A 14317-nucleotide genomic window follows, 5' to 3' on the forward strand; every position below is an offset into this window, starting at 1 on the left:
AATAGTGGTCAATTGATCCGATCCATTCAGATACGTTCCATCTTCGGCAACCACACGCGAATCAGCGAGAACAGACGGTCCAGATCGATCGGCTTGGCCAGGTAATCATTCGAGCCCGCCTGCAGGCAGCGGTCCTGATCGTCTTTCATGGCCTTGGCGGTCACGGCGATGATCGGCAGCTTGCGCCAGCGCGGGTCCTTGCGGATCTGCATGGTCGCCTCGTAACCATCCATCTCCGGCATCATCACGTCCATCAGCACCAGATCGATGTCTTCGATGGTGTTGAGTTTGTCGATGGCTTCCAGCCCGTTGCGCCCCACCTCGACGATCGCGCCCTTGTGCTCCAGCGCGCTGGTCAGGGCGAAGATGTTGCGCACGTCATCGTCGACCACCAGGATCTTGCGGCCCTCGAACACGCGGTCGCGGCTGCGGGCGGTCTTGAGCATTTTCTGACGCTCGTTGGACAGCTGCGACTCGACCTTGTGCAGGAACAGCGTGACCTCGTCGAGCAGGCGTTCCGGCGAGCGCGCGCCCTTGATGATGATCGTGCGCGAGTACTTGAGCAGTTCAGCCTCTTCATCGCGGGTCAGGTTGCGCCCGGTGTAGACGATGACCGGCGGGAACGCGCAGATCTCATCGGTGGACATGCGCTTGAGCAGGTCATTGCCGAGCATGTCGGGCAGCTTGAGGTCGATGATCATGCAGTCATAGGCGTTATCGCGCAGCAGTTCCAGCGCGTCCTGAGCGAATCCGACCGCGGTGATTTCGATGTCGTCGTCACCGATCAGTCGAGCGATGCTGTCGCGTTGCAGCGCGTCGTCTTCGACCAGCAGGACACGTTTGACCTTCTGCGTGAGCTTGGCTTCCAGGCGCGCAAACACGTCCTTGAGCTCTTCGCGGGTGGTCGGCTTGACCGCGTAACCGATGGCGCCCATCTGCAACGCGGCTTCCTGACGGTCTTCCACGGAAATGACGTGCACCGGAATGTGTCGCGTCGACGGAATTTCTTTCAGGCGCTGCAGCACCGTCAGCCCGGAATGATCGGGCAGGCGCATGTCCAGCAGAATGGCGTCGGGCAGGAAGCTGGACGCCAGGTCGAAACCTTCGTCGGCGGCGTGGGCGACCAGGCAGTAATAGCCCAGCTCATGGGCCAGATCGAAAAGGATGTGGGCGAAACGCACTTCGTCTTCGATCACCAGGATGCAGCGCTTGTTGAAAGGCGCTTTTTCGCGGTCGTCGGCAAAGCGCGGGGCCGGCTCGACGACCGGGGCAACCACCGGAACGGGCGCAGGGACTGGCAACGGCGGCGCCGGTTGGGCGACGACCGGCGGCACCTCGGCATACTGCGACGGCGTCAACTCCACGTACTGTTCAGGCAGCACGAGGGTGAAAATGCTGCCCTGCCCGGGCGCACTGGTCACCGAAATCGAGCCGCCCAGCAGGCTCGCCAGATCGCGGGAAATCGACAGGCCCAGGCCGGTGCCGCCGTAGCGACGGTTGGTGGTGCCGTCGGCCTGACGGAACGCCTCGAAGATGCTTTGTTGCTGGTCTTCAGCGATGCCGATGCCGGAATCGCGCACCGTGAACGCCACGCCGCCGCCAGGCTGAGGCGACACGGTCAGGCTGACCGCGCCGCTTTCGGTGAACTTGACGGCGTTGGACAGCAGGTTCTTGAGGATCTGCTCCAGGCGCTGGCGGTCGGTGTACAGCGACACCGGCGCACCCGCCTGCACTTCAACGGAGAAATGCAGTTGCTTGTCGGCGGCCAGCGGTTCGAAGGTCATGCGCAGGCCATCGACCAGACGACTGACGCTGCTGTTTTCCGGGCGCATGTCGAGCTTGCCGGCTTCGACCTTGGAAATGTCGAGAATGTCGTTGATCAGATTCAACAGGTCGTTGCCGGCCGAATAGATCGATTCAGCGAACTTGACCTGCTCTTCGGTGAGGTTGTCCTGCGGGTTTTCCGCCAGCAGCTTGGCGAGAATCAACGAACTGTTGAGCGGCGTACGCAGTTCGTGGGACATGTTGGCCAGGAACTCGGATTTGTACTTGCTCGAGCGCTGCAACTCGTCGGCGCGGGCTTCGAGTTCGACCTGGGCGATGTTCAGTTCTTCGTTGTTGCGGTCCAGCGCATCACGCTGCTCGGCCAGCGCCTTGCTCTGTTCGGCGAGCTGCTCGTTGGTCTGCTCGAGCTCCGCCTGCTGGGTTTCCAGGTGCACCTGGGATTCCTTGAGAATCCGCGACTGCTCTTCGAGCTCCTCGTTGGCCGTGCGCAGTTCTTCCTGCTGCACTTGCAGCTCTTCGTTGAGTTGCTGGGTTTCGGCCAGCACTTCCTGCAAGCGCTGGCGATAGCGCGCCGCTTCAATGGACGTGCCGACGTTTTCCGCGACGAGTTCGAGAAACTCGATATCGCGCTGGGTCAGCTCGCGCAAAAAGCCCAGCTCGATGACGCCGTTGACCTGATCGTCATTACTGGTCGGAACCACCACCACACTGCGCGGCTCACCGTCGCCCAGCCCGGACGTGACCTTGAAATAATCGTGCGGCACGTCTTGCAGGGTGATGATTTCGTCTTGCTCGGCGGCCTTGCCGACCACGCCTTCGCCGCTGTAGATCGACTGTTCCTGCAGTTCCTGCTGACGCGAGAAACCATAAGACGCCACGCGGACCAGACCACCGTGTTCCTGACGCACATAGACAGCAGCGACCACGGCGCCCAGATAATGCGCGAAGAACTGCAGCACGTTACGCCCGAGCAGGTTCAGGGTCAGTTGCCCGATCACCTGCTCGGCCAGCTCGCTCTGACCGTTGCGCAACCAGGCGACATGCGCTAGACGCTCGGCGTCTTCCTGCTGGCTCTTGATGTTCGCGGCATAAGTACTGGACAGCGCAGTCATGTCACGGCGCCCGACCCAGGCCAGGATACCGCTGACGATCAGGATGAAGGCGATGTACGCCGACACGGAAATGATCGTCGTCCGGGTCACGTCGGTGTTGCGCGTCAGGCGCAGCTGATGCTCGATATTCGCGGCCTGTTCGTACTGATCGCGGATTTCGTCGGCCAGACGCTTGCCTCGCCGGTTCTGGATCGGTGTCGCATAATCGCCGTTGGTGCGGCGCAGCGTGATCATTTCCTGCGCGAACTGGTTCCACGACTCCTGCAGCGACGCCAGACGTTTGAAGCGGTCCACTTGGTCGGGGTTGTCGCCCACCAGTTCTTCGAGCCCGTTGAGCTCGGTGAGAATGCTCGGCTTGGCCACTTCGTACGGATCGAGGAAACGTTCGTCACCCGTGAGCAGGAAGCCACGCATGCCGGTTTCCATGTCCACCGAGAGCTTCAGCGAACGGTTGATGTTGTTGATGACCCGATCGGTGTGCTCCACCCACTGGATGGCCGACAGCAGATAAGTGATCAGGACGACAAAGAAAACGGCGCTGAGGACGCCCACCCCAAGGGGTAAAGTGACGTTGCGGCTTAGAAGTTTGCGGAAACGTTGCTCATCGACGGCAGAGGTTTGGATCATCGCAAGGGCTCGGGCGGATTCGTCTAAACGACGGAGTTTGCCGGAATGTTCAGCAAAAAACTCCAGCTTCTGACATACACGGTTGAATTTTCTGACTTTAGCGGTGGAATGAAACTACGCGTACTATACGTTTGAGTGATCCGTAGACGCTAGAACATCCGTTTGAATTGTGTTTTTGACGTCAGGATGTTGTCACAATTGCAGGCCTCGTTATTCAACGGACCGGGCGCTTTTTGTCCAGTCGAGACCTTGTCATTTTTAAGGAATTTTTCATGTCCAACCCAGCCAGCACGATTCTGGTGGTTGAAGACGACAACATCGTACGGATGTTGATCGTCGACGTTCTTGAAGAGCTGGAATACAGCGTGCTCGAAGCGGCCGATGGCGCCGAGGCCATGGCCTTCGTGCAAGACAAGGCGCAGGTCATCGCGCTGATGATGACCGACAAAGGACTGCCGGACATCGACGGCATCGACCTTGCCAGAAAAGCCAGAAACGAACGCCCGGACTTGCCGGTGCTGTTCGCCAGCGGTTACGCCGAGACCATTGACGTGCCGGACGGCATGCACTCGATCGGCAAACCGTTCTCGATCGACCAATTGCGCGACAAGGTGAAAAGCATCCTTGGCCACTGAAATAACGCCTGCCGCGCACCTGCTGATCATCGGCTACGTATGGCCTGAACCACGCTCGTCGGCTGCCAGCGGGCATGTCATGCAACTGATCGATTGCTTTCTGGAACGGGGCTGGGAAATCACCTTCGCCAGCCCCGCGACCGAGGGCGAACACAAGGCCGATCTCGCCGCGATGGGCATCCGCGAGGTCGCCATTGCTCTCAACGACAGCAGCTTCGACCGCTTCATCGCCGACCTTCAACCGGATGTCGTGTTGTTCGACCAGTTCCTGATGGAGGAGCAGTTCGGCTGGCGCGTGGAGAAACATTGCCCGCAGGCCGTGCGCGTCCTTGAGACGTCCGATCTGCAGAGCATGCGTCACGCCCGTCATCAGCGGGTCAAGGATCTGCTGCAAGGCAAGCCCGATGCCGACCTGTCAGGCTATTTCGAACTGGCCGACGACGCGCTTTTCGGGCTCATGTCCGAGAGCGATATCGCCCAGCGCGAGATCGCCGCGATCTATCGCAGCGACCTCAGCCTGATGGTGTCCGACGTGGAGATCGAGTTGCTGACCCGCCGGTTCGGGTTGTCGCCCGCACTGCTGCTGTGGGCCCCGCTGCTGGTACGCGAGGTGCCGGATCACGGCAAGGGGTTCGACGAGCGCGCGCATTTCCTGACCATCGGCAACTTCCGTCATGCGCCGAACTGGGACGCGGTGCTCTGGCTCAAGCACACCCTCTGGCCGCTGATTCGCGCGCAACTGCCGAACGCGCAATTGCACGTCTACGGCGCCTACACCCCACCCAAGGCGGCCGCGCTGCACAACGCCGCGCAAGGCTTTCACATCATGAACTGGGCCGAGGACGCCCTCGAAGTGATGTCCGCCGCCCGGGTCTCGCTGGCGCCGCTGCGCTTTGGCGCCGGCATTAAAGGCAAGGTGATCGACGCCATGGTCTGCGGCACCCCGACTGTCACCACGCCCATTGGCGCCGAAGCCATGCACGGCGAGCTGCCCTTCCCCGGCGCCGTCGCCACTGACGCGCAGCGCCTGGCCGATGAAGCGGTTCGCCTGTATACCGATCAGGCGCGCTGGGAACAGGCACAACGTGAAGGCTGGCAGGTGCTGAAGGCGCGTTTTCGCCATGAACAACACTGCCAAACGCTGATCGAGCGTATCGACCAGCTGCGCGCCAACCTGCCCGCCCACCGCAGCGCAAATTTCACCGGCGCCATGCTCCGCCATCACCTGCACAAGAGCACGCAATACATGTCGCAATGGATCGAGGCGAAGAACCGCAATATGTAAGACCGCACCACGCTCGCGCCGCGAAGGCCGCGTCGAGGTGGTGTTTGTCTGAGGCGCAGTGGCTGTATTCTGCGCTTCGAATGGTGCACATTACCTTCCGTGCTTCTTAACGAACCGGCAACACCATGACAAAAACAACAAGAATCACCGATCCTTCCTACGAACTGATGGACGACCACAACGGGCTGTCCATCATCTACCGGGAGCATGGCTTTCCTTGTCCGCTGGTGCGCTGGCATTTTCACAAGGAATACGAGCTGCATCTGATCGTGGCCAGTTCCGGCAAGGTGTTCGTCGGCGATTACATCGGTAACTTCTACCCCGAAACGCTCTTTCTCACCGGGCCCAACCTGCCTCATAACTGGATCAGCCAGATCGAAGAGGATGAGGTCGTGCCCAAGCGCGACATGCTGGTGAACTTCACCGAAGAGCTGCTGGAGAGTGGCAACCAGGTGTTTGCCGAGCTCAAGTCTCTGGCGCCGTTGCTCGAACGGGCGCAGTACGGCATCGAGTTTCGCTGCAAGCGCACGATCCGCCAAGCCACCCGGCTGATGCAGAAGATCGCCGACTCCACGGGCATGACCCGCCTGGGTCACTTTTTCATCCTGCTGGAGTTGCTGGCCGCCAGTGACGACTTCCAGCTGCTGTCCGGAACGACTGCCTCGCAGCTGTCGGACGATCATGCCGTAGAGCGCACCAACAAGGCGGTGGACTACATCTTCACGCACTATGCCCGCGAATTGCCCCTCGAAGAAGTGGCCGACTATCTGGGCATGAAGCCGACGTATTTCTCACGGGTGTTCAAGCAGGCGACCGGCCGCTGCTTCGTGGAATTCGTCAACCGGCTGCGCATCAGCAAATCCTGCGAGCTGCTCGCCGACGGCGACAAACCGGTGACCGACGTGTGTTTCGAGTCCGGGTTCAACAATATCTCCAACTTCAACCGGCGCTTCCAGAAACTCAAAGGCATGACGCCCTCCCATTACCGGCGCCTCGCCGTGCAGCGCCTGACCGAACAAAACCTGTACTGATTCACCCCCTTCCCGCTCTCATCTACTACGCTGGACCTGCGCCGCCCCGTGCCGGAACGCAGTTTTACAGCGTTGTGGCCTGAACTCTCAGTGCAAAAAAGTATCAGTTCGAGTGTGTCGCAGGATTTGTCATCGTCCGGGCAGACCGTTGTAATCAACTGACATTCTTCCTGACCTCCGGAAGGAACAAAAACAATAACCAAGCTTCTGTCGTCCACCTGGGCGCGGAAGAGGAGTGATAAATGAAGACCTCTGCAAAAGTTCTGCTTGGCAGCACCTGTCTCACGCTCGGCCTCACCCTCTGCACCAGCGCCACGGCGGGTGACGTGACCATCGCCACCGTCAACAACAGCGACATGATCCGCATGCAGCGGCTGTCGAAAACCTTCGAAGAACAGCATCCCGATATCAAGCTCAAGTGGGTCGTCCTGGAAGAGAACGTCCTGCGTCAGCGGCTGACCACCGACATCGCGACCAAGGGCGGTCAGTTCGACGTCTTGACCATCGGCATGTACGAAGCATCACTCTGGGGCGCCAAAGGCTGGTTGAAGGAAATGGATAATCTTCCAGCTTCCTACGCGCTTGACGACGTCTTTCCATCGGTACGCGATGGCCTTTCCGTCGATGGCAAACTCTTCGCCCTGCCGTTCTATGCCGAAAGCTCCATCACCTATTACCGCAAGGATCTATTCAAGGCCGCCGGGCTGACCATGCCGGAACGCCCGACCTGGACGCAGATCTCCGAGTTCGCCGACAAACTCACCGACAAGTCCAAAGAACAGTACGGTATCTGCCTGCGGGGCAAGGCTGGCTGGGGCGAGAACATGGCCCTGATCAGCACGGTGGCCAACTCGTTCGGCGCACGCTGGTTCGATGAGCAGTGGAAGCCGCAGTTCGACCAGCCAGAATGGAAAAACGCGCTGAACTTCTACGTCAACGTGATGAAGAAGAACGGTCCTCCTGGCGCGTCCAGCAACGGTTTCAACGAGAACCTGGCGTTGTTCAACAGCGGCAAGTGCGCCATCTGGGTCGACGCCAGCGTCGCGGGTTCCTTCGTCACCGACAAATCCCAGAGCAAAGTGGCTGACAACGTAGGCTTCACCTACGCGCCGCACGAAGTCACCGACAAGGGCTCGGCCTGGCTGTACTCGTGGGCCCTGGCGATTCCGACCAGCGCCAAGAACGACAAGGACGCACGCGCGTTCACCGAGTGGGCCACGTCCAAAGAGTACGCAGCGCTGGTGGCCGAGAAAGACGGCGTGTCGAACGTTCCGCCAGGAACGCGCGCATCGACCTACACCGACGCGTACAAAAAGGCTGCGCCGTTTGCCGACATCACGCTGGAATCGCTCAAGGCCGTGACGCCTAAAGCGCCGACGCTCAAGCCTGTCCCTTACGTCGGCATTCAGCTGGTGACCATCCCCGAGTTCCAGCAGATCGGCACCAACGTCGGTCAGCAATTCTCGGCGGCACTGGTGGGCTCGACCACGGTGGAAGCTGCGCTGACCCAGGCACAAAGCGCGACCGAGCGTGACATGAAGCGCGCGGGTTACCCGAAAAAGGGTTGATCCCGTCTGTTTCAAGGCAGCAGCAGGGATTGCTCCCTGCTGCCCCGCTCAGCTACTGCCCTGGTTCGGAGTCATCATGAACACCTCAACCCTTCCCCCTCGCACGGCCTCGGCCGGCGATCAAGGCCAACAGAAAGGCAGCGTCACCAAGCCTGGCTGGTTTCTGGTCAGCCCATCGGTGCTGTTGCTGCTGGTCTGGATGGTCGTCCCGCTGGGCATGACCATCTACTTCTCGCTGATCCGCTACAACCTGCTCAACCCGGGCGAGAACGAATTCGTCGGCCTTGAGAACTTCGAGTATTTCGTCACCGATTCAGGCTTTTTTCCGGGTGCGATGAACACGTTGCTGCTGGTGGGCAGCGTGCTGGCGATCAGCGTGATCCTCGGTGTGCTGATCTCCGCGCTGCTGGAGGCCAGTGAGTTTCTCGGACGCGGCATTGTCCGGGTGCTGCTCATCTCGCCGTTTTTCATCATGCCGACGGTCAGTGCGCTGATCTGGAAGAACCTGATTTTTCACCCGGTCTCCGGGATTCTCGCCGCGGTCTGGAAGCTGTTCGGCGCCCAGCCGGTGGACTGGCTGGCCAACTACCCGATGCTCTCGATCATCATCATCGTGTCCTGGCAGTGGCTGCCGTTCGCGATCCTGATTCTGATGACCGCGATGCAGTCGCTGGACCAGGAACAGAAAGAAGCGGCGCGGCTGGACGGTGCCGGCCCGATCGCTATTTTCTGGCACCTGACCCTGCCCCACCTGGCGCGTCCGATCGCGGTGGTGGTGATGATCGAGACGATCTTCCTGCTGTCGGTCTTCGCGGAAATCTACACCACCACCAACGGCGGTCCGGGCTTCGCTTCGACCAACCTCGCGTACCTGATCTACAACCAGGCGCTGCTGCAATTCGACGTGGGCATGGCATCGGCGGGCGGCTTGATTGCCGTGGTCATCGCCAACATTGCCGCGATCATCCTGGTACGGATGATCGGCAAAAACCTCACCGACAAGTCTTGAGGGCAAGGTCATGATGACGCTCAAACAATCCCGCCGCCTGCAAAGCGTGCTGCTCGGCACCTTGTCGTGGGTGATCGCGGCGCTGATTTTCTTCCCGATCTTCTGGATGGTCCTAACCAGCTTCAAGACGGAGATCGATGCGTTCGCCACGCCGCCGCAGTTCATTTTCACGCCCACGCTGGAAAACTACCTGCACATTCAGGAGCGCAGCGACTACTTCCACTTTGCCTGGAACTCGGTGCTGATCTCGTTCAGCGCGACGATCCTGTGCCTGCTGATCTCGGTACCGGCGGCCTATTCGATGGCGTTCTTCGAGACCAAGCGCACCAAGAGCACGCTGCTGTGGATGCTGTCGACCAAGATGCTGCCGCCAGTGGGCGTGCTGATGCCGATCTACCTGCTGGCCAAGAGCTTCGGCCTGCTGGACTCGCGCATCGCGCTGATCGTGATCTATACGTTGATCAACCTGCCGATCGTGGTCTGGATGATTTACACCTACTTCAAGGACATTCCCGGGGAAATCCTCGAGGCCTCCCGGCTGGATGGCGCGAGCACCCGTCAGGAAATCTTCAAGGTGCTGATTCCGATCTGCAAAGGCGGCCTGGCCTCGACCGCCCTGCTTTCACTGATCCTGTGCTGGAACGAGGCGTTCTGGTCGCTCAACCTGACCTCGTCCAACGCCGCGCCACTGACGGCGCTGATCGCTTCGTATTCGAGCCCTGAAGGTCTGTTCTGGGCCAAGCTCTCAGCGGTTTCGACTCTGGCCTGTGCGCCGATTCTGATCTTTGGCTGGATCAGCCAGAAACAACTGGTCCGCGGCTTGTCGTTTGGTGCCGTCAAGTAATCCGCCAACTGATGGTTCCCACGCTCCGCGTGGTAACCCTTTGGCACGGACGCTCTGCGTCCAGCGGCTGACGCGGAGCGTCATGGCTGCATTCCCACGCAGAGCGTGGGAACGATCCCTGAACCCTGTAGGAGTGAGCTTGCTCGCGATAGCATTACATCGGCAACGAATGCAACGCCTGACACACCGCATTCGCGAGCAAGCTCACTCCTACAGGCCACGTTTAAGTTGTCTGAAGAACAAAAACTGGAGCCCTACATGGCTAACCTGACAATCAGAAATCTGCAAAAAGGCTTCGACGGCCACCAGATCATCAAAGGCATCGACCTGGACGTCAAAGACCGCGAATTCGTGGTCTTCGTCGGTCCGTCCGGCTGTGGCAAATCCACGCTGCTGCGCCTGATCGCCGGCCTTGAAGACGTCACCAGCGGCAGCATCGAGCTCGATGGTCGCGAGATCACTCAAGTCACGCCGGCCAAACGCGATCTGGCGATGGTGTTCCAGACGTACGCGCTTTACCCGCACATGACCGTGGGCAAGAATCTGTCGTTTGCCCTCGACCTTGCAGGCACGCCAAAAGCCGAGGTCGAGAAAAAAGTCGCCGAGGCCGCGCGCATTCTCGAACTCGGCCCGCTGCTGGAACGCAAACCCAAGCAGCTCTCGGGCGGGCAGCGTCAGCGCGTGGCGATCGGCCGCGCCATCGTGCGTAATCCAAAGATCTTTCTGTTCGACGAACCGCTGTCCAACCTCGATGCGGCGCTGCGGGTGCAGACGCGCCTGGAGCTGTCGCGCCTGCATAAAGAGCTGGAAGCGACGATGATTTACGTAACCCACGATCAGGTCGAAGCCATGACCCTGGCCGACAAAGTGGTCGTGCTCAACGGCGGCCGGGTGGAACAGGTCGGCTCGCCGCTGGAGCTGTATCACCATCCGGCCAACCTGTTCGTCGCCGGTTTCCTCGGTACGCCGAAAATGGGCTTCCTCAAGGGCAAGGTCAGCCGGGTCGACGCCACGGGCTGCGAAGTCACCCTCGACGCCGGCGCCCGCATCAATCTGCCATTCACCAACGCTCAGCAACGTGTCGGCGACGCCGTGACCCTGGGCATCCGTCCCGAACATCTGGAGCTGGCCAACGCCGGTGACTGTCAGTTGCAAGTCGTGGCTGACGTCAGCGAGCGTCTGGGCAGCGACACGTTCTGCCACGTGCGCACCGCCTCCGGCGAGGCGCTGACCATGCGCATCCGCGGCGACATGGCCAGCCAGTACGGCGAAACGTTGAACCTGCATCTGGATAGCGCGCATTGCCACTTGTTCGACGCTCAGGGCCAGGTCATCGGCAAAGCCCTGCAGGCTGCCGCCTGAGTCGAGATCTACCGCATCAGGAATTCGAGAACTCATCATGAAACTGAACAAGCAGAACCTGTCGAACCTCGGCCCGGGCATCGCCCTGCCCGCCTACGCCCTTGAAGACCGTCGCCAGGGCATCGCGCACATTGGCGTCGGTGGTTTTCACCGCGCCCACCAGGCGTTTTACACCGATGCGCTGATGTCGCTCGGTGCCAACGACAAGAGCGGCGAAGGGCTGGACTGGGCCATTTGCGGCGTCAGCCTGCGCGAAGAAGACCGCGCCAATTTCGAGGCGCTCAAGGGCCAGGATTTTCTCTACACCCTGTTCGAGCTGGGCGATACGCCGGACACCGAAACCCGCATCATCGGCTCAATGAGCCAGATGCTGATGTCCACCGACAACGACCTGGCGCTGATCGACAAGCTTGCCAGCCCCGACATCCGCATTGTCTCGCTGACCATCACCGAAGGCGGCTACTGCATCGACGACAGCACCGGCGAGTTCATGACTCACCTGCCGCAGATTCAGCACGATCTTCAGCACCCCGCCACGCCGAAAACCGTGTTCGGCTATCTGTGTGCGGCGCTCGCCAAACGCCGTGCTGAAGGCACGCCGGCGTTCACGCTGATGTCCTGCGATAACCTGCCGCACAACGGCGCGGTCACCCGCAAAGCGCTGCTGGCCTTCGCCAAAGAACGCGATGTCGATCTGCATGACTGGATCGCCGAGAACGTCAGCTTCCCCAACGCCATGGTCGACCGCATCACGCCCATGACCAGCACGGCTCATCGCCTGCAGTTGCATGACGAAAAAGGCATCGACGATGCCTGGCCGGTGGTGTGCGAACCGTTCGTGCAGTGGGTGCTGGAAGACAAGTTCGTCAACGGCCGTCCGGCGTGGGAAAAAGTCGGCGTGCAGTTCACCGACGACGTGACGCCGTATGAAGAAATGAAGATCAAACTGCTCAACGGCAGTCACCTGGCGCTGACCTACCTCGGCGCGCTGAAGGGCTATCGCTTCGTCCACGAAACCATGAACGACCCGCTGTTCGTCGACTACATCCGCACCTACATGGACCTGGATGTGACGCCGCAACTCGCACCGGTTCCAGGCATCGACCTCACCGAGTACAAACAGACCCTGATCGACCGCTTCTCCAATCAGGCCATCGCCGACCAGCTCGAACGCGTGTGCTCGGACGGCTCGTCGAAATTCCCGAAATTCACCGTGCCAACGATCAACCGGTTGATCGTCGACTGTCGCAACATGGACCGCGCGTCCCTGGTGGTCGCCGCCTGGGCCCTGTACCTGCAAGGCAACCGCAACGGCGATTTCAAAGGTGAGAACGGCGTCGAGTACAAGGTGGTCGATCCTCGCGCCGAGTTCTGCAAAGCGCTGGTGGCCGACGATGTGCTGGTCACTCAACGCCTGCTGGAAGTCGAAGAAATCTTCGGCGCGGCGATTCCGAAATCGGCCGAATTTGTCGCCTCGTTCGAACACAACCTGAACAGCCTCAAGCAACTGGGCGTCAGCAAAACCCTGGAAAACCTGTTGGCGAAAACCGTCTGAGGTGGCACATGTTTCTTGGCATCGATTGCGGCACCCAGGGCACCAAGGCGATTGTCCTTGATGCCAGCAGCGGCAAGGTTCTGGGCGAAGGCTCGGGCGCTCATCACATGATCAGCGGTGCCAACGGGCGCCGCGAGCAGGAAGTGCAGGAGTGGCTCGACGCGTTCGAGCAGGCCACGGCGGCGGCGTTGAAGCAGGCCGGCGTTTCCGGTGCCGAGATCAAGGGCATCGGGGTCTCCGGGCAGCAGCACGGCCTGGTGATGATCGACGAACGGGGCCAGGTGCTGCGCCCGGCAAAATTGTGGTGCGACACTGAATCGGCGCCGGAGAACGACCGGCTGCTCGACTACCTCGGCGGTGAAGCGGGCTCGCTTGAACGTCTGGGCATCGCCATCGCGCCCGGCTACACCGTGTCCAAACTGCTATGGACTAAAGAGCAGTTTCCCGAGCTGTTTGCGCGCATCGACAAGATTCTGCTGCCCCACGACTTTCTCAATTACTGGCTCACGGGCCGTTGCGCCAGTGAATACGGCGACGCGTCAGGCACCGGCTATTTCAACGTCCGCACCCGTCAGTGGGACACCGACATCCTGCAGCACATCGACCCCAGCGGCCGCCTGGTCCACGCACTGCCGGAGCTGATCGAGTCCCACCAGCCGGTCGGCAGGATCCTGCCGGCGATTGCCGAGCGCCTCGGGCTCAATCCCGAGGCGCTGGTCTCGAGCGGCGGCGGCGACAACATGATGGGCGCGATCGGCACCGGCAACATCGCGCCCGGCCTGATCACCATGAGCCTGGGGTCGTCGGGAACGGTTTACGCCTATGCCGACGCAGGCAATGTCAGCGAGCAGCCATCGGTGGCAACCTTCTGTTCCTCGTCCGGCGGCTGGTTGCCGTTGATCTGTACGATGAACCTGACCAACGCAACCAGCGCGGTCCGCGAGCTGTTCACCCTGGACATCGGCGCCTTCAACGCCGCCGTCGCGTCGGCACCGATCGGTGCGCAGGGCGTGCTGATGCTGCCGTTCCTCAACGGCGAGCGCGTGCCTGCCCTGCCCCACGCCACGGGCAGCATCGTCGGGCTGGACAGCACCAATCTGAACCAGGCCAACCTGTGCCGCGCCGTGGTCGAAGGCACGACGTTCGGCCTGCGTTACGGCCTGGATCTGCTGCGTGACAGCGGCATCCAGAGCGCGAACATCCGCCTGATCGGCGGTGGCGCCAAGAGCGCGATCTGGCGGCAGATCGTCGCTGATATCATGGACACCCCGGTCGTCTGCACCACCGGCAGCGAAGCCGCCGCGCTGGGCGCCGCCATTCAGGCCGCCTGGTGCCACTCGCAGGCCGATGGCGCCAACGAGTCGTTACAGGCACTGTGCGAACGCTGCGTCAGCCTCGACCCGGCCAGCGAAACCCGGCCCGTGGCTGAACACGTGGCGGCGTACCAGACGGTGTATCAGCATTATCGCAATCAATTGCAGGGCCTCTGACGCACAGGCGTCTG

At 60.9% G+C, this 14317-nt stretch carries 10 protein-coding genes; 9 read left to right on the forward strand and 1 reads right to left on the reverse strand.

What is annotated here, in order from left to right; genetic code table 11:
• Nucleotides 1-26: 26 nt before the first annotated feature.
• Nucleotides 27-3524, reverse strand: coding sequence for a response regulator (locus QRN36_RS10180; protein WP_285423965.1), 3498 nt, complete (start codon nt 3522-3524; stop codon nt 27-29).
• A 272-nt stretch (nt 3525-3796) separates the two neighbouring features.
• Here QRN36_RS10180 and QRN36_RS10185 point away from each other — a divergent pair, with 272 nt between their 5' ends.
• The 9 genes from QRN36_RS10185 (at nt 3797) to xylB (ending at nt 14303) form a co-directional block, all read left to right on the forward strand.
• The gene (locus QRN36_RS10185; protein WP_285423966.1) at nt 3797-4159 is read left to right on the forward strand and encodes a response regulator; all 363 of its coding nucleotides are present in this window, start codon (nt 3797-3799) and stop codon (nt 4157-4159) included.
• A 79-nt stretch (nt 4160-4238) separates the two neighbouring features.
• Nucleotides 4239-5444 (forward strand): glycosyltransferase family 4 protein, encoded by a 1206-nt coding sequence (locus QRN36_RS10190; protein ID WP_285424076.1) that lies wholly within the window; start codon nt 4239-4241, stop codon nt 5442-5444.
• A gap of 125 nt (nt 5445-5569) precedes the next feature.
• Nucleotides 5570-6475, forward strand: a complete 906-nt coding sequence (locus QRN36_RS10195; protein WP_285423967.1) for an AraC family transcriptional regulator — start codon at nt 5570-5572, stop codon at nt 6473-6475.
• A gap of 242 nt (nt 6476-6717) precedes the next feature.
• Nucleotides 6718-8043, forward strand: coding sequence for a sugar ABC transporter substrate-binding protein (locus QRN36_RS10200; protein WP_285423968.1), 1326 nt, complete (start codon nt 6718-6720; stop codon nt 8041-8043).
• Between the two features lie 76 nt (nt 8044-8119).
• On the forward strand, nt 8120-9052 hold the full coding sequence (locus QRN36_RS10205; RefSeq protein WP_285423969.1) for a carbohydrate ABC transporter permease: 933 nt from the start codon (nt 8120-8122) through the stop codon (nt 9050-9052).
• A 10-nt stretch (nt 9053-9062) separates the two neighbouring features.
• On the forward strand, nt 9063-9896 hold the full coding sequence (locus QRN36_RS10210; RefSeq protein ID WP_285423970.1) for a carbohydrate ABC transporter permease: 834 nt from the start codon (nt 9063-9065) through the stop codon (nt 9894-9896).
• A 258-nt stretch (nt 9897-10154) separates the two neighbouring features.
• Nucleotides 10155-11258 carry an ABC transporter ATP-binding protein gene (locus QRN36_RS10215; RefSeq protein WP_285423971.1) on the forward strand — a complete coding sequence of 368 codons (1104 nt, stop codon included), beginning with the start codon at nt 10155-10157 and terminating at the stop codon, nt 11256-11258.
• A gap of 37 nt (nt 11259-11295) precedes the next feature.
• Entirely contained in the window at nt 11296-12813 is a 1518-nt protein-coding gene (locus tag QRN36_RS10220) for a mannitol dehydrogenase family protein (RefSeq protein WP_285423972.1), read from the forward strand.
• Between the two features lie 8 nt (nt 12814-12821).
• Nucleotides 12822-14303 carry a xylulokinase gene (xylB, locus tag QRN36_RS10225; protein ID WP_285423973.1) on the forward strand — a complete coding sequence of 494 codons (1482 nt, stop codon included), beginning with the start codon at nt 12822-12824 and terminating at the stop codon, nt 14301-14303.
• The last annotated feature ends 14 nt before the right edge of the window (nt 14304-14317 follow it).

Origin of the sequence: Pseudomonas sp. efr-133-TYG-103a (genome assembly GCF_030209235.1) — a bacterium.
Classification (GTDB): Bacteria; Pseudomonadota; Gammaproteobacteria; order Pseudomonadales; family Pseudomonadaceae; genus Aquipseudomonas.